The organism is Domibacillus indicus, from assembly GCF_023715895.1.
Classification (GTDB): Bacteria; Bacillota; Bacilli; order Bacillales; family Domibacillaceae; genus Domibacillus; species Domibacillus indicus_A.
The window spans coordinates 339,871-356,504 of sequence record NZ_JAMBOO010000001.1; the positions used below are offsets into that span (position 1 = coordinate 339,871).

Here is a 16,634-nt window from a genome sequence, read left to right on the forward strand (position 1 = left end):
TACAGCGAAGATTTTAGACAGCACAAAAAAGACAAGAACCTAGGTTCTTGTCTTTTTTATTTTATTAATTGTGGAAATTCGTTCCGTCCGTCGTTGCTTCGACGATACCAGCACGAACGACGAAGTCACCGAAGTGCTCGCCTTCCTGGCGCTCATTTGCGTAGCGGGAAAGAACGACGCGCAGTTCTTTTAAGATTTCTTCTTCTCCAATGTTTTCACGGTACATTTTACTTAAGCGGCTGCCGTCATGCGCAGCGCCCAAGTACATGTTGTATTTGCCAACCGCTTTTCCGATAAAGCCGATTTCGCCAAGCGCGTGGCGGGCACAGCCATTCGGGCATCCAGTCATACGAATCGTAATTTCTTTATCGCGGAGGCCATTTTCATCGATGATTTCATCAATTTTATCCATTAAGCCCGGCAGGTAGCGCTCAGCTTCTGCCATCGCAAGGCCGCATGTCGGCAGGGCTACACAGGCAAGTGCGCTGCGGCGGATCGCTGAATGGTGGCGTCCTTCTGTTAATCCATATTGGTCAATGAGCGCCTCAATTTTTTTCTTGTTTTGAGCAGACACATTGCCAATAATCAAGTTTTGGTTGGCTGTGAGGCGGAAATCACCTTTGTGTACTTTTGCAATTTCCCGAATACCCGTCATCAATTGATATTCAGGGTAATCCACAATCCGGCCGCCTTCAACAAACATTGTAAAATGCCATTTGCCTTTTACGCCTTTTTGCCAGCCGTACCGGTCACCATTATGGTCAAAATGGAAATCGCGTGCTTCGTCAAGCGTCCAGCCAAGGCGGCGCTCAAGCTCTGCTTTTACGTTTTCGAGGCCAAGACGGTCAACTGTATATTTAAAACGGGCATATTTACGAACAGAACGGTTTCCGTAGTCGCGCTGAATCGTAATGACTTTTTCCGCAAGATCAACAACTTTATCAGGTGTTACAAAGCCAATTACTTTTCCGAGCTGCGGATATGTTTGTGTATCACCGTGGCTCATCCCCATACCGCCGCCGATTGTTACATTAAAGCCAGTCAGCTGGTTGTTTTCAACGATGGCAATAAAACCAAGATCCTGTGAAAACACGTCAATATCATTAGAAGGCGGTACCGCGATCCCGATTTTAAACTTACGCGGCAAGTAAAGCGGACCGTACATTGGTTCTACTTCTTCCGTTTCCGGCGTGCCGGCTACTTTTTCTTCCCCAAGCCAAATTTCATGATAAGCACGTGATTTCGGAAGCAGGTCATCACTCAGCTGTTGTGCCAGTGCGTGAACTTCGGTATGAACTTCCGACTGGTATGGATTCGACGTAGCCATTACGTTCCGGTTTACGTCTCCGCATGCCGCAATCGTATCCATCATCGTTGAATGAATGTCTTGAATCGTCTGCTTCATGTTCCATTTTAAAATCCCGTGGATCTGGAACGTTTCACGTGTTGTTAGTTTCAGGGTGCCGTTTCCGTATTTATGCGCCAGGGTGTCCATCATCAGCCACTGGCTTGATGTTGCTACACCGCCCGGAAGGCGCACGCGCAGCATAAATTGATATGCCGGCTCTAATTTTTGTTTTTGTCGTTCTGTGCGCAAGTCACGATCGTCCTGCAAGTAGCTGCCGTGGTGCTTCATCAAGCGGTTGTCATCTTCTGGAATACCGGCTGAGATGCGGTCCTGCATCACTTCTGCAAGTGTGCCGCGCAATAAATTACTTCTCTCTTTAATGCCTTCTACATCACTTGGCGGTCCTTCTGGTGCGCGCAGCTGGTGAAGGTCATTTACCGTTTTGCTCATTGTGCTTGTCCCCTTTCGATCATAAAACTTAATATACGTCGCGCTGATAGCGTTTTTGCTGCTGCATATCGGCTACATATTTCTCTGCCTGCTCGCGGCTCATGCTGCCTTCTTTTTCTACAATATCAATCAATGTCTGGTGTACGTCGTGAGCCATATTTTTCTCGTCGCCGCATACGTAAACGGCAGCGCCTTGTTGAAGCCATTCGAACAATTCTTTGCTGTTTTCCTGCATCCGGTGCTGTACATATACTTTTTCGGCTGTATCGCGTGAGAATGCCACATCCATTTTTGTCAGCACGCCGTCTGCCAGCCACTTCTGCCATTCAGTCTGGTATAGGAAGTCGGTTACGAAATGCTGGTCTCCAAAGAACATCCATGCTTTTCCGTCAGCACCTAACTCTTCGCGCTCCTGCATAAACGCGCGGAATGGAGCTACGCCTGTTCCTGGTCCGATCATAATAACCGGTGTTTCCGGATTTTCCGGCAGCTTGAAGTTGTCGTTATGCTGAATGTAAACCGGTAATGTATCGCCTGGCTCTAAACGCTCGGCACAAAGAATCGAGCAAACACCACTTCGATCACGGCCATTCGCATTATAGCGGACCGCACCAATTGTCAAATGTACTTCATCAGGATTCGCTTCTAAGCTGCTGGCGATCGAGTAAAGACGAGCCGGCATTTTTCGAAGTACATTCACAAAATCCTGAGGTGAAACGCCAAATGGTCCAAATTGCTGTACTACATCAAGCAGGTCGCGGCCGTGTATGTAGGCTTTCACTTTCTCGCTATCGCCGATTAAGTCATGAAGCTCATCTACGCCCGTTAACTGAGCGATTTTTTCCAGCAATGGTTTTGTTAATACTGTTATTTCATAATGTGTTAAAAGTGCATTCCGCAATGAAAGGACATCGCCTTGTTTGTTAATCGTCACTGTTTCATCTGGATTCCAGCCAAATGCCGCAATCAGTTCATCAACCAGCTTTGGATCGTTTTCTGGATAAATGCCAAGCGCATCACCCGGTTTGTACGTAAGACCTGATCCTTCAAGAGAAAGCTCAATGTGGCGTGTTTCTTTGTTTGAACCGCGTCCATTCAAATTAATGCTTTCAAGGATTTCCGCACGAAACGGGTTCGTTCTTGAGTACTCAGATTCTGCCACTTGTGGACCTGCTGCTGCCGGTGCCGCTTGAGCTGCTGCTGGCGCCGATGCCTCGGACAAGCTTTTTACGACACTGTCAATCCACTCTGCTGCCGGCTCGTCGAAGTCAAGATCACAATCAACGCGCGGTGCGATACGCTTGCCGCCGAGTTCTTCTAAACGCTGATCAAACTCTTTTCCTGTCTGGCAGAAAAATTCATACGAGCTGTCGCCAAGAGACAGAACAGAAAATTGAAGATCATCCAGTTTTGGCGCACGCTTGCCATGAAGAAATTCATGGAATGTGATGGCATTATCCGGCGGATCGCCTTCTCCATGTGTGCTGGCTACAATCAGCAAATTTTGTACTTTTTTCAGATTATTTGGCTTAAAGTCACTCATTGCCGAAACCGTGACGTTAAATCCGTTTGATTCGAGCGTTTGGCCGGCTTTTTGGGCTAAGCGCTGTGCATTACCCGTTTGAGAACCGTATAAAATAGTTACATCTTTCGACACAGCTGGAGCAGCTGCAGCTTGAACGGGTGCTGCTATTTCAGCCGCAGCTGGAGCAGGTGCCGCTGAAACAGTTACAGACGGAGAAGCGGCTAAAAATCCACCCAGCCATACCTTTTGCCCTTCTGTAAGTGTTGGCAGAAGGCGATTCAGGAGCTCTGCCTGCTCCTCATTAAACGGACTGTTCGTTACTTGAAGTTGCAACACGATCCACCTCACAAATTTATAGGAAAATTCTTTTTAACGCCATAATAATACATTTATCGTAGTCGTATTATTCCTACAAGTCAAGTCGGTTTTAATTATATCAACCATTAGCAATTACTTATAGTACAGCAAAAAAAGAAAAGTTCAGTCCCTGTTCATTAAAAACGGCACCTTTCTTTTAAGGAAAAGGCGCCGTCAATCAAATTATTTTTCATCGTGTGTAGGATGTGCTCCTGGGTACTCTCTGGGGCGGTTTTCATGCAGATGCTTGAATTCGTACGTAAAGTTGCTCGCCACGTGCTGGTCTTTTTTCCACGGCGTACTTTTTCCTTCCACTGGTTTTTCGTTATCAATTGGCTGTCCATAAGCCCCTTCTGGAAATTCTTCCGGAATCAGGGTCAACTGGTCCCGTACATTGTACAATTCCTTATAATCCGTTTTCTTGTCCACTTGCTCACCTCCTTTTTACTTAGTATGTCCTGGCTTGCTGTTTGTTTTATTCGTGACAATGCAGGGAAATAATGAAAAAAAGAAAAGATTAAGGGGGACTTTAATAATGGACAAACCAACATGGGTCGTGGATAAATCCCAGAGCCGGGTTTATGCTGCTGTCAATCATGTGAAGGGCTCCTTCCCTTCGTATGAAGCGACGATTGAAGCCGAGGCAGATCATTTAGTAACGGCGAACATCTCGTTTAATGTGGATCTATCCACCATACAAACAGGCAGTAAAGAACTTGATGCCCACTTGATATCAGAGAAGTTTTTTGATGTGGAAAAATACGCAGAAGTACGGTTTATCGCTAACAATATTTTGGATCAGGAGAACGGGCAATACGAACTCGTCGGTGACCTTTCCCTGCACGGCGTAACCCGGACAGAATCTTTTTTTGTTACGTTTAATGAGCAACAGAATTCCGACACGGGTGAAACCGCCCGCCTTCAGGCAAAAGCCGTCATTAAACGCAGCGATTACGGTTTAACGCTCGAAACAGGAGGCGTGCATATGGAAGACGACGTAAAGATTGTACTGGATCTTCAACTGGTGAAAGCTGCATGAACAAGCGGCTTGTCTATATAGCGGCTTGTGCGATGCTGCTGTCGGCCTGCCAGCCGGGTGAACCTGAGCCCGAGCCGGCAGCCGAAAAAGGTGCACCCCTGCAGGAAATGGCCTCACAAAAAAATGGGTTGTCTCTTACCGTGCAAAACGTATCTGACAGCGCCTTAAGACTGATGATTCAAAATGGGCGTAATACTGATTTTACATATGGCCGCGCCTTCCGAATTGAACAGCAGCTCGACGGTACCTGGTATGCTGTGCCGTTCCAAAAAAACAGGGATGCTTTTGAAGAAATTGCACTGTTGTCTCCACCCCGCAAGCAAACCATTGAAACGGTTGACCTTGGCCATCTCCAAAAACCGCTCGAAGCGGGCAAGTACAGAATCGTCAAAGCGTTTCGTTCTTTTTCTATCGATGAAAATGGACGCAGTGTGTATGGAACGGAATTTTGGCTGGCAGCACCTTTTGAGATTGGAAACTAAATCAGCTCCATACCTCTTATGATGTGGAGCTGTTTCATAAAAAAGGTAAAGTCTTTTAGCTGGACTGCTCACTTGATTAATTATTGAAATAAAAAAGTCCACAATCGTCATGATTGTGGACTTTTTTTGGCACCCCGGGCGAGCCCGAAATACGCAATCATTGCTAACATGCTGGCACCGAAGATCGTCAGCCCCATTGGAACAGCCGTATTTTCACCGGCAATGCCGACAAGCGGCGCTGTCAGTGACCCAAGTGCAAATGGAAGCAGTCCAAGAAGCGCCGACGCACTGCCGGCAATATGCCCCTGCGTTTCCATCGCCAGAGAGAAAGCGGATGTACCAATGATACCAATTGAAGAAACAAAAAAGAAAATGGGAATTACGATCGAATAAAGCGGTCCATGAATCAATACCATGATGACAAGTACGATGCTTGATACTGCCGACATCCACAGGCCGAACCGCAAAAATTTGGCTTCTGAAATGGTATCTGAAAATCGGCCGACTACTTGTGAGCCGATCATAATGCCAATGCCGTTCATACCAAAAAGCAGGCTGAACAGCTGGGGAGATGCGCCATAAATATTTTGATACACGAAAGGTGTACCTGAAACATAGGCAAAAATCCCGCCGACCATAAAGCCTTGTGCAAGCGCGTAGCCCATAAATTCCCGGTTTTTCACAAGGGAACCGAAGCTTTTAAACGTTTGGGCAATATTACTTGGCTGGCGCCGTTCAACCGGAAGCGTTTCATCCATTTTCCATGTTACGACAAGCATTAATCCGATGCCGATCACGCTAAGGACAAGAAATACACCGGACCAGTCTGTAAAAGCGAGCACGCCGCCGCCGACAATTGGCGCTAAAATCGGCCCAAGATTGTTGACAAGCATAAGCAGCGCAAAAAATTTCGTTAATTCACGCCCGCTGTACATATCCCGCACAACTGCCCGGGAAACAACAAGACCGGCTGCTGCTGAAAATCCTTGAACCACACGTCCGGCAATAAACAAATAAATAGACGGTGCAAAGGCACAGAAAAGAGACGCGGCAAAATATAAAAATAAAAAGAAGGCCAGCGGTTTTTTCCGTCCGCGCACATCACTCATCGGCCCGATCACAAGCTGTCCCAAAGCAAGACCGATCAAACAAGCCGTTAAGCTGATTTGTACAAGCGACGCAGTTGTCCCGTAGTCATCGGCAATCGTCGGAAACGATGGCAGGTACATATCAATCGTAAATGGGCCCATCGCTCCAAGCGCTCCCAGAAGAATCGCCATCTGCGTCCGCTTAATGGTACGTGTTTTTTCCAATTTATCCACCTCTTTTTCCAAAACAAAAAAACGCTCGTCCAGAAGCTCATTTTGTTTCACAATATGAACAGTATAGCGGATTTGGTCTCGCTCGCCCAGCATTCCCGCTTGTTCTTTTCTACTGATAGAATAAAAGAATCCCTCTTCTTTTTCGTCCGTTTAAGCATATGAATATAGTGGAACATATACAATGATCTTCTGCGAGCCTTCTTCTGGGCTGAAAATAAAAAAAGCAAACAAAAGATGAAACCTTTTTTTATTTGATTCGTAGAAAAGAAAAACAGGAAAGTAGGGATTTCATGCTAAAGAAACTTCTTCAACAGATACTGAATCAAAAATCTTCTCACAGCCGCCGTTATTCCAGCAGTGATCACCGATCTCGAAAACATTCCCATCAATCTTCAAAGCATGGACATCATTATTACAAGAAAAAACGCGGTTCTTCTTTCAGCTCTTACAGCAGCTGAAGCGTATGCATATGATGTTTTCCAAGCTAATTGAACGACCGCTAAAGCCAGGCATTCTCGTTGGCGGCCGATTTCGGCTGGCAGGCCTGCTTGGCAGAGGCAGCTATGGCCTCACGTACAAAGCGAAAGATTTGCAGACCGGCCGGGATGTAGTGGTTAAACAGCTGCGCAACCGTAAACGGCACAAGCCGGCTGAAATAAACTTCTTTTGGCAGGAAGCTCATTTTTTGCAGCAGCTTCGTCACCCGGCCATTCCCCGGTTTGTCGCCGCTTTTAAAAGGGATGGCGTGCCGTTTTTTGTGATGGACTCGATAAACGCTCCCAATTTTGAGGAATTAATTTTCCATCAAAATCAACGGTATACCGAAAAAGAAGCATTCCGAATCCTATTAGAGGTCCTTTATGTAGTCCAATACTTTCATCGTCAAGGGATTGTTCATCGGGACTTGCGCATCCCAAATATTTTGTGGGATGGGACAGCTGTGCATGTAATCGACTTTGGCCTCGCACGGATTCTTGGCAGCAACCCCTCCTCTAGGCGCAGACGAAAAAAAGAGCACCCGCTTTTTCGGGAGCTGTCTGTTCGAAGCGATTTTTTTGCGCTCGGTCATTTTGTTCTGTTTTTGCTGTATTCTACATTCGAGCCCTCGTCCAAAAAAGAAAAAAGCTGGGAAGAAGAACTGACGCTTTCTTCTCCAGCAAGATGTGTGATTCGTCGTATGCTCCAGCTGGATCAGCCTTATGAGACAGCCGATGAGCTAATAGCAGATGTTCAATGTGTCATAGATTCACCGGAAAAGCGCTGCCTTTAATGTAACGGCAGCGCTTTTCCCCTTTGGGCTGATTTATAAAATATTAAGCCATTTTTTTAAGCTTTAGGTCTGAAAAAAGTCAGCCGATAAAAAAGCAGCCCTGGTACCAGGGCTGCTTCAGGCTGTTGACAAACGCCCGCTTTCGGCGTCACTTGCCAGCTGTGAATGCTCATGACCCTAAAAGGTCACTCCGCTTCCCAGCCGGCGGCATTCCTGGAAAGTCAGACGTTTTCAATCAGCCTGCTTTCTTACTTTGTCTACACTCTCAAGCTGTCCTAATACCAGAGCATGTATCATTATTGAAATACCTGGTCAATTTTGCTGATTTCTTCTTGTGTAAGCTGAACATCTAATGTTTTTAAGTTGTTTAATACTTGCTCAGATCGTTTTGCACCTGGAATGATAACGTCAATCGCATCACGTGTTAAGTACCATGCCAGCACTAAATGAGCCAGTTCTACCTCTTTGCTTTCTGCAATCGGGCGAATTTGATCGACTTTTTCAAGGTTCGCTTCAAACGCTCCTTTTTGGAAGTATGGCAGGTCATTACGAAGATCATCAAATGTCGCATTTTTATCGTACTTGCCTGTTAAAAGTCCGGATGCAAGTGGGAAATACGGCACAAATGAAATGTTTTTCTCAGCAAGGTACGGGAACAATTCTTTTTCCGCGTCGCGTGCAAGCAGATTATATTCTCCCTGAAAAACATCAACATAACCGTCTTTGTTCGCTTCCTTCAACTGATCGAGAGAGAAATTAGAGACACCGATATGGCGGATTTTCCCTGCATCTTTCAATTCCTTTAGCGCTCCAACCGCTTCATCTTTCGGTGTTTGTTCGTCTGGAAAATGGATATAAAACAAATCAATATAGTCCGTTTGGAGGCGTCCTAATGCTTCGTCTACGGCATTTTTTAAGAAAGCCGGAGAATTGTCAAATTTTTCGCCGTCATCCGTTAGAACATGCGCTGCTTTTGTAGCAATCACAGCTTCTGATCGATTTCCCCGCTCTTTTAACACTTCCCCAATCAATTCTTCTGAACGCTTCGGTCCGTAAATAAAGGCTGTATCGAGAAAGTTAACACCATGGTCAAGCGCTGTACGCACCATATCACGGCCGGCTTCTTCATCCAGGTTTGGATATAAGTTATGGCCTCCTACCGCATTGGCGCCAAAGCCAATCGGGTTTACACGCAAGTCTGTTTTGCCGATCTGCACAAGCTTTGTCATTATGTATACATCTCCTTTTGCTTTTTTCCACCCTTTTCCTATTGCCGGAATGAGAAGGGGCTAAACCCCTTCGGTCGCTCCAAACAATCGCTCTTTCTGATAAAACCCGCACGATTCCCGGATAATCAGCTCGTCTTTCATGACGAATTTTTTCCGGTCAATTGAGCCGCCTTTTAAAAGCGTTAAAAGCAAATCCGTTGCTTTTTGGCCAATCTCATATTTCGGCTGATCGATCGTCGTCATGTAAGGAGTGAAAAGAGACGCCATCCGCAGGTTATCAAATCCGACGATAGCTATATCTTCCGGTACGCGGAGACCGTGGTCTTTAACCGCTTTAATTGAGCCAAGCGCCATTTCGTCATTAAACACAAACACAGCCGTCGGACGATCTTCAAGCGCCAGCAGTTTCACCATTTGATTGTAGCCTGAATCCAGTCCATCATCTCCTTCCTGTACCCAGGAAGGATCGATCAGCAGATCATGGCCCATCATCGCCTGCTTGTAACCGCGCAGCCGGTCCCGGCTTAAGATAATATCCATAGGACCACAAATATGCGCAATCTTCCGGTGTCCGACATTGATCAAGTGCTCGGTTATTTTGCGGGCACTGCTGATGTTGTCAATCGAAACCGTCGGAATGTCCAGGCCATCCATATATTCACAAGCAAGAACGATCGGAAACTGGGACGATAATTCTTCCAGGCTGTCCCGATCCATACGGGCGGTTAATAGTACGGCACCGTCTGCCTGTTTTCTATATAGAAGCTCAATATATTCTCTTTCCCGCTCAACCTGATTTTCTGTGTCACCCAAAATAACCTGATAGCCGTTTTGAAGCGCTGTATGCTCAATGCCGCGCAGCACTTCGGAAAAAAACGGACGGGTAATATCCGGTACCACCACTAAAATCGTTTTTGTTTCACGTGTGCGGAACTGGCTGGCGATCATATGCGGTTTATAGTTTAATTCGTTAATCACCCGCATTACTTTTTCTTTCGTTTCTTTGCTGACCAAATCTGGCTGGCGAAGCACCCGGGACACAGTAGCCGGAGATACATTCGCCCGTTTGGCCACATCTCTCATTTTCATCATATTGTTCACCTGCCTTTTCCCTGTTCCGTTCTTATTATCTCTATTATAACGAACTCTCATTATTATGCTTAAATATTGATTCCGTTTTCATTTCCCCCTGCCATTTAAAACTAAACAAAGCGCCTAATACACCAACAGCACCGGAGAAATAAAAGCTTGCTTCCAGTCCAAAATACGTGTTTAAAATGCCGGCTAAAAAAGGACCGGCGAACATACCGATAGCGTAAAGAGCCTGGTAGGCCCCCATTGCTGTCGCCCGCTTGGCGTGAGGAATTTCTTCTACAGCCATACCAAGGAAAAGCGGGAATAAAAGGCCAAGGGCAAATCCATTTACGAGCTGCAAACCCATCAAGGCTGCTTTTGTATCTGCGAACGGCATAAAAAAAGTAAAGATTGCCGCGGCAGAAAAAGCGACTTGCAGCGTGCCCCATTTACCCAGCTTCGGAACAAACCAGCTGCCGCTTAACAAGGTAGAAACAGCATGCGGCACCATAAAAGCAAATACAAGAATTGTGATGTCACCCGCCCTCATGCCGGCTGACAGTGCATAATCAGTCGTAAAACCAAACATCGTGGTAAACATGATGCTATGCGCTAATATGGACAGCAGAGATACTTTTAGCAGCGCCGGTTCCTTCAGCGCTGTTCCGAGCTCCTTCAGCCGAACCGGCTCCCGTTTTGTTTCTGTTTTTCCTTCTGCTACAAACAGCGAAAGCAGCAGGCCCGCGGCTCCGAAAGCGACTCCGAACCAGTAAGGTGCATGCCAGCCCCACTCTTCCACGATCCATGCACTGAGCGCCATCCCGAGCAGCTGGGCAAATACAACGGCAAAAGATAAATGGCCCATAGCCCGGTGCAAATTCCGCTCCGCTGCGTAGCTCGAAAAAAGAATGGTAAAAGCCACCCAGGTGGCGGCAGCGATGCCGGCCAGTGAACGGGACAGGAGCACCCATCCAAGGCTTTCAGTCAGCGCAAAAGCGAGGCAGCTGAACATACTTACAGCCATACCGGCCACAACAAAGCCTTTCCGCTTATTCCAAAGATCGGACCCGATGCCGATCGGAAGGCGAAACAAAAACTGCATAAGCCCGTAGCTTGCCAAAACGATGCCGATAAAGGTATACGTGCCCCCTATCTGCTCGATGTAAGGAGAGAGCATCGGAATATAAATAAAGTGCGAAAACCAAAAAAGAAAAGAAATCAGTAAAAACAATCTTTGACTGCGTTTGTTCACATGCTCACATCCTGCTCTTCGGCTCTTTGAGAAAAAGGAGCCGTCCTATGCAATGGACCAGCTCCTCTCTCTTGATACCAGACAAGCGTATTAGGCTTTGCCGCTCGTGTTAAATTCTCTCATTTTCCCTTTTACAGCGTCCTTTACTGCTTCAATGGCCGGCAATAAAATAAGCCGCGGCTCGTATACATCCGGATTTTGGTTTAATGTTTCACGGACAGAGGCGGTCCATGCCTGGATGCTTTCTGTGTTGACATTAATTTTTGCGTGGCCAAGCTCTATGGCGCGCTGAAGCTGATGAAGCGGAATGCCGGAGCCGCCGTGCAGGACAAGCGGCACGTCCGTTTTCTCTGAGATTTCTTTCATTTCATCGAAGCCCAGCTGCGGCTCACCCTGATACGGGCCATGAACCGAACCAAGCGCTGCGGCCAGTGCATCAATGCCGGCTTCTTCAACAATTCGGATACATTCATCCAGATCCGCATATTGAATACCGCCGACCATGCCATCTTCCTGCCCGCCGACTGTGCCGACTTCTGCTTCAACCGTTACCCCTTTTTCCTTTGCATACGCGACGACTTCTTTCGTCATCGCAATATTTTCGTCGATTGGGCTGTGGGAGCCGTCGATCATGACAGACGTATAACCTGCATCAATCGCTTTCTTGCAGCGCTCGACGCTCATGCCGTGATCTAAATGAAGCGCAACCGGCACGGTAATGTTTAATTCCTCCATCAGCGCCTTGACCATGGCGGCAATCGTTGTGAAGCCGCCGAGGTAGTCCACAAGCCTATCGGATGAGGCCAGAATAATGGGTGCCCGTTCTTCTTCTGCTGCCTGCAAAAACGCCTGGGCAAATTCCAGTCCGTTAATATTGTATTGACCGACGGCATAGCCGCCCTGCTTTGCTTTTTGCAGCATATCTTTCATTGATACTAACATACAATCAGCCCTCGACTTTCTCCGTTAACCCAAGACCTTCTTTCATTTTTTGAAGCATAAGTTTACTTGACCAGTCCGCTTTGTCTTTCCAGGCAAATACAGCGTTTGTTGCGATGCCATCAAAGTTCATTTCTTTCAGCTTGCGGAAAATTGTATCGAAATCTACTTCTGCTTCACCGATGTTCAAATGCTGGTGAACCGTTGCTTCTACTGCCGGCGGGTTCACAATGTAGCGAAGGCCGTCTGATGCCATATGGTTGAATGTATCCGCAAATAAAACATGCGTCAGGCGGTCGCCTGCTGAATCAAACATTGGCGCAATATCGCCTTTACCGTTGTCATAGTAGAACGTGTGAGCTGTAGAGTACACAAGGTTAATCCAGTCTTTATCCAATGCACGGATCATATCCATCGCACCGTCATGCGTTTCAATGAAATCATATGGATGCGCCTGAAGGTTCAATTTAATGCCTTCACGTTCAAAGATCGGCAGCAATTCGTCCATAGAACGGATAAACTGCTCTTCGCATACAATCGGATTGAACTTAGATCCGTTGAATTCACTGTTCATTAAATCTACTTCCAATTCAACCGCTACCTCAATGGCGCGTTTCCAGTTGCGTACAGCTGCCTGGCGGCGGTCTTCGTCTGGACCTGCCCAGTAGTAAAGAGGAAGAAGAGAAGAAATTTGAACACCTGCATCACGGCAGTAGCGTTTTAAGTTTTTAATTTTTGCGCTGTCTACTTTTGGGTACTTGTAGAATGGGCAGAAATCCTCGCGCGGTGAAAGCTCAATGTAGTCATAGCCAAGCTCCGCTGTTTTATCTACCATTTCTCTCAAAGAAAGATCGGCATACATAGTTGGATCAAGTGCTAGTTTCATTAGAAATTCCTCCTGTTTATTTACGGAGCCGGCCGAGCCGGCACCCTTGTTAGTTTACAGCTGCTGTCTGCTTTTGGTAGAATGCTGGTTTTTCTTCAAGCGCTACATCTTCTTTCTGGCCGGACTGCTGTGCTTTCACGCATGCATCCGCTGTTACAGCAGCGATGTAGCCGTCCCATGAAGTCGGTCCATTCGGCTCGCCTGTTGCTTTGATTGAATCCATAAAGTCTTGTAACTCCACATCGTAGGCATCAATGAACCGGTCTTTCCAGTCTGTCATAATGCTTGTAGAAAGCTTCGCACTCTTGCGTGTCACGATGCTTGCCGGCTCTGGCAGGTAAGCTACGCCGTCCTCACCGATGACTTCACATTGAATGTCATAACCATAGTGGCAGTTTACGAACACTTCCGCATTAATAATGATGCCTGATTTTGTTTCTAAAATAATGATTTGCGGATCTTTTAAGCCCGCATGAGCACGTGCTGTTTTTTTCGGGTACAGTACTTGTACTGATTTATAGTCATCATTGATCAGCCAGTGCAGCACGTCAATTTCGTGAATAAGTGTATCAACAATGGCCATTTCTGTTCCGTATGTTTCTGGTACTTCCGGGTTGCGGTGTACACAGCGGACCATCAATGGATCACCGATTTCATTCGCATCAATTGCTTCTTTTAATTGAACATATCCTGGATCATAACGGCGCATAAAGCCTACTTGAACTAGCTTTTTCCCGTGTGCCATTTCAGCCTGGACGATTTTCATTGCACCTTCCGCCGTTGTCGCAAGCGGTTTTTCACAAAATACGTACTTGCCTGCTTCAATGGCGTTTAATACGTTTTGTTCGTGCGCCGGCCCCCAGCTTGTAACCAAAACGGCATCTACGTTCGGATCCTGGCAAAGAGCTTTATCATCTTCATGAACAACTGCCTCAAGTCCGTATTGCTCAACAGCTAGTTTTGCAGATTCAAGATTCACGTCTGTTACCGCAACGATTTTACCGCCTGCTAAACTGTTTGTAATGCGTTTAATATGTTCACGGCCAATTGCCCCTGTTCCAATTACTCCAAATTTCAATGTCATGATTCATTTCCTCCCTTATATTACCACTTTTGTAACGCTTACATCATTAAGCGCGTTTGTTTTCTGTATAGCTTGCTACCACTGGTTTTTTACCATGATTGCGGAATTTTTGCTCTAATTGTTCAAGCGTAAGCCCTTTCGTTTCTGGAAGGAATTTTGCTACAAATCCAATCGCCAGGACGCCAAGTGCCACAAAAATATAGAATGTTCCAGATAGTCCGACTGCTGAAAGCATGATCGGGAATGACAAGCCGACTAAGAAGTTGACAAGCCATAAGAATAATACAGTTAAGCCCATTCCAAAACCGCGCAACTGCAGCGGGAAAATTTCGGAAAGCATCAGCCAGGTGACCGGAGAAATGGCGCCTTGCTGGAATGCAAGAAATGTAACGGTTAAAGTAAGAATAACGTATGGCAAGTTTGGTGAGCCTTCTAGTACGCTTGAGAAAATGGCAATCAACAAAAGGCATACAGTTGTACCGGCAAGTCCTGCCATCAGCATCGGACGGCGGCCGATTTTACCTAACAGCCAAATACCGACGAATGTAGCGAGTACGGAAATCGCTCCGTTTGCAATGTTACCCACGAGTGCCGCTTCTGTTGTAAAGCCGGCGTCTTTTAAAATCTCTGTTCCATAGTACATGATCGAGTTTACACCCGTAATCTGCTGCACAACCGCAATACCGACACCAATAAACATAATGCGGCGAATCCACGGTGTGGAAAGATCTTTGAAACCAGCTTGCTTTGTATGTTCTTCTTCAGTAAATGTTGCTTTAATTTCAGCTAGTTCAGTTTTCGCTTCTTGCTCTGAACGAATGCGGCTTAAAACAGCAAGTGCCTCACTGTCTCTTTTCTTAGACACAAGCCAGCGCGGGCTTTCCGGCACTTTCAGCATACCGATGAATAAGAAGATGGCTGGAAGAGCGGCAATCAGCAGCATCACACGCCAGATTCCTTCAACGTGACCGAGTGTTGTACCAAGGATGGCATTCAAGACAAAAGCTAAAAGCTGACCACTAACGATCATCAATTCATTTTGCGTTACGATACGACCACGGCGTGATGCCGGTGACATTTCTGCCAGGTAAGAAGGAACGGTAACGGATGCTCCGCCTACTGCCAGTCCAAGCAAGAAACGAGAAATGATCATAACGGTGACGTTTGGTGCAAGTGTACATCCAAGAGTGGCAACTAAGAAAACCACGGCCAGCATTAAAATGTTTTTTCTGCGTCCATTAATGTCTGACAGTCGTCCGCCAAACAAAGCACCGAGTGCGGCACCGAAGAGAAGCGAACTTGCTACGAACCCTTGTGTTGCAGGCATTAAGCCCATCTCTTCTGTCATAAAAGGAAGAGCTCCATTAATAACACCTGTATCATAACCGAAGAGAAGTCCGCCCAGCGTCGAAATAATGATAATCTTACGTAAAAAAGATGATGGGGCTGCGTTTGTATTCATTGTTCATGCACCTCTTTTTATTTCTCCACGCGTGCAAGCAATGATTCGTCCAAATACCTTCGGGCGATCAATGCATACTCAAGCGGGTGGGCAATGGCTGGGTCCTGTTCTGCTTCAATAACGATCCAGCCTTTGTATCCATGCTCTTCAAGAAAGCGGAAAGGCTTCCTAAAATCAATGCATCCGTCTCCTGGCACTGTAAACATTCCAGCTAAAAACGATTCTCTAAATGATTTTCCTGGTTGTTTGCATTCGTCCATTACAGACTCTCTAACATCTTTGAAGTGAACATGTTTAATACGGTTCATATGTTTTTCAAGAAGCGTCATATAATCGCCATCTGAAGCAAAAATATGGCCTGTGTCATATAAAAGGTGGACATGGTTTGAATCTGTTCCTTCCATCAAACGGTCAATTTCTTCCAGCGTCTGCACACCGGTTCCCATATGATGATGGAAGACAAGCTTTAAGCCATAGCTGTCGGCAATTTTGCCAAGTTCATTCAGCCCTTCGCAAAGAATGGTCCATTCTTCATCGCTAAAGTAAGGCTTTTCGGCAAAAACATTTTTATCAAGACCCTGTATGCTGTATGTTTGTTCGGAAACCACTGCAACCGCTGCTTCCACTTCTTTTAAATACGCACAGTGGGCATGAAATTCCTGTGATGCTTTTTCAATGCCATCACGAATGATAAAGCTTGAAAACCACTGGCCCGCAATTTTTAAGTTACGCAGTGCCAGTTCCTTTTTTAAAACGGCAGGTTCAGGGAAGAAGCCGCCGACTTCTGTCCCTTGAAATCCTGCTACAACGATGTCGCTTAACAAATGAGATAGTGTATTTTCAGCGCCGATTTCTGGAATGTCATCGTTGCGCCATCCAATTGGAGCAATGCCCCATAAAATATCCTGCATGATG

At 46.3% G+C, this 16,634-nt stretch carries 15 protein-coding genes; 3 read left to right on the forward strand and 12 right to left on the reverse strand.

Annotated features, from left to right (window positions below):
* Positions 1 to 64: 64 nt before the first annotated feature.
* From cysI to M3221_RS01850, 3 genes are all read right to left on the reverse strand, one after another.
* The gene (cysI, locus tag M3221_RS01840) at positions 65 to 1,798 is read right to left on the reverse strand and encodes an assimilatory sulfite reductase (NADPH) hemoprotein subunit (protein WP_251269835.1); all 1,734 of its coding nucleotides are present in this window, start codon (positions 1,796 to 1,798) and stop codon (positions 65 to 67) included.
* A 28-nt stretch (positions 1,799 to 1,826) separates the two neighbouring features.
* Positions 1,827 to 3,656: an assimilatory sulfite reductase (NADPH) flavoprotein subunit gene (locus M3221_RS01845; protein WP_251270099.1), complete on the reverse strand. Its 1,830-nt coding sequence runs from the start codon at positions 3,654 to 3,656 to the stop codon at positions 1,827 to 1,829.
* Positions 3,657 to 3,863: 207 nt separating this feature from the next.
* Positions 3,864 to 4,109, reverse strand: coding sequence for a hypothetical protein (locus M3221_RS01850; RefSeq protein WP_396120225.1), 246 nt, complete (start codon positions 4,107 to 4,109; stop codon positions 3,864 to 3,866).
* A gap of 106 nt (positions 4,110 to 4,215) precedes the next feature.
* On the opposite strand from M3221_RS01850, the gene M3221_RS01855 reads away from it, so the two are divergent.
* Positions 4,216 to 4,719, forward strand: coding sequence for a YceI family protein (locus M3221_RS01855; RefSeq protein WP_251269837.1), 504 nt, complete (start codon positions 4,216 to 4,218; stop codon positions 4,717 to 4,719).
* Positions 4,716 to 5,201, forward strand: a complete 486-nt coding sequence (locus M3221_RS01860; RefSeq protein WP_251269838.1) for an immunoglobulin-like domain-containing protein — start codon at positions 4,716 to 4,718, stop codon at positions 5,199 to 5,201. The genes M3221_RS01855 and M3221_RS01860 overlap by 4 nt, the downstream gene beginning before the upstream one ends.
* A gap of 107 nt (positions 5,202 to 5,308) precedes the next feature.
* Here M3221_RS01860 and M3221_RS01865 read toward each other — a convergent pair whose 3' ends face one another.
* Positions 5,309 to 6,481, reverse strand: coding sequence for a Bcr/CflA family multidrug efflux MFS transporter (locus M3221_RS01865; RefSeq protein WP_251270101.1), 1,173 nt, complete (start codon positions 6,479 to 6,481; stop codon positions 5,309 to 5,311).
* Between the two features lie 505 nt (positions 6,482 to 6,986).
* Here M3221_RS01865 and M3221_RS01870 point away from each other — a divergent pair.
* Positions 6,987 to 7,793, forward strand: coding sequence for a serine/threonine protein kinase (locus M3221_RS01870; RefSeq protein ID WP_311316114.1), 807 nt, complete (start codon positions 6,987 to 6,989; stop codon positions 7,791 to 7,793).
* 296 nt (positions 7,794 to 8,089) lie between these two features.
* On the opposite strand, the gene M3221_RS01875 is transcribed toward M3221_RS01870, so the two are convergent.
* The 8 genes from M3221_RS01875 to iolE form a co-directional block, all read right to left on the reverse strand.
* Positions 8,090 to 9,022 carry an aldo/keto reductase gene (locus tag M3221_RS01875; protein WP_251269839.1) on the reverse strand — a complete coding sequence of 311 codons (933 nt, stop codon included), beginning with the start codon at positions 9,020 to 9,022 and terminating at the stop codon, positions 8,090 to 8,092.
* A 60-nt stretch (positions 9,023 to 9,082) separates the two neighbouring features.
* Positions 9,083 to 10,114 (reverse strand): LacI family DNA-binding transcriptional regulator, encoded by a 1,032-nt coding sequence (locus tag M3221_RS01880; protein WP_251269841.1) that lies wholly within the window; start codon positions 10,112 to 10,114, stop codon positions 9,083 to 9,085.
* A gap of 43 nt (positions 10,115 to 10,157) precedes the next feature.
* Entirely contained in the window at positions 10,158 to 11,348 is a 1,191-nt protein-coding gene (locus M3221_RS01885) for an MFS transporter (RefSeq protein ID WP_251269843.1), read from the reverse strand.
* Between the two features lie 90 nt (positions 11,349 to 11,438).
* Positions 11,439 to 12,290 carry a class II fructose-1,6-bisphosphate aldolase gene (fba, locus tag M3221_RS01890; RefSeq protein WP_251269844.1) on the reverse strand — a complete coding sequence of 284 codons (852 nt, stop codon included), beginning with the start codon at positions 12,288 to 12,290 and terminating at the stop codon, positions 11,439 to 11,441.
* A gap of 4 nt (positions 12,291 to 12,294) precedes the next feature.
* A complete protein-coding gene (locus M3221_RS01895) occupies positions 12,295 to 13,173 on the reverse strand; it encodes a sugar phosphate isomerase/epimerase family protein (RefSeq protein ID WP_251269845.1) in 879 nt (292 codons plus the stop codon).
* A 49-nt stretch (positions 13,174 to 13,222) separates the two neighbouring features.
* Positions 13,223 to 14,257 (reverse strand): bifunctional inositol 2-dehydrogenase/D-chiro-inositol 1-dehydrogenase, encoded by a 1,035-nt coding sequence (iolG, locus tag M3221_RS01900; protein ID WP_251269846.1) that lies wholly within the window; start codon positions 14,255 to 14,257, stop codon positions 13,223 to 13,225.
* Positions 14,258 to 14,303: 46 nt separating this feature from the next.
* Entirely contained in the window at positions 14,304 to 15,719 is a 1,416-nt protein-coding gene (locus tag M3221_RS01905; RefSeq protein WP_251269847.1) for a sugar porter family MFS transporter, read from the reverse strand.
* A 17-nt stretch (positions 15,720 to 15,736) separates the two neighbouring features.
* Positions 15,737 to 16,630: a myo-inosose-2 dehydratase gene (gene iolE, locus M3221_RS01910; RefSeq protein WP_251269849.1), complete on the reverse strand. Its 894-nt coding sequence runs from the start codon at positions 16,628 to 16,630 to the stop codon at positions 15,737 to 15,739.
* Positions 16,631 to 16,634: the final 4 nt, after the last annotated feature.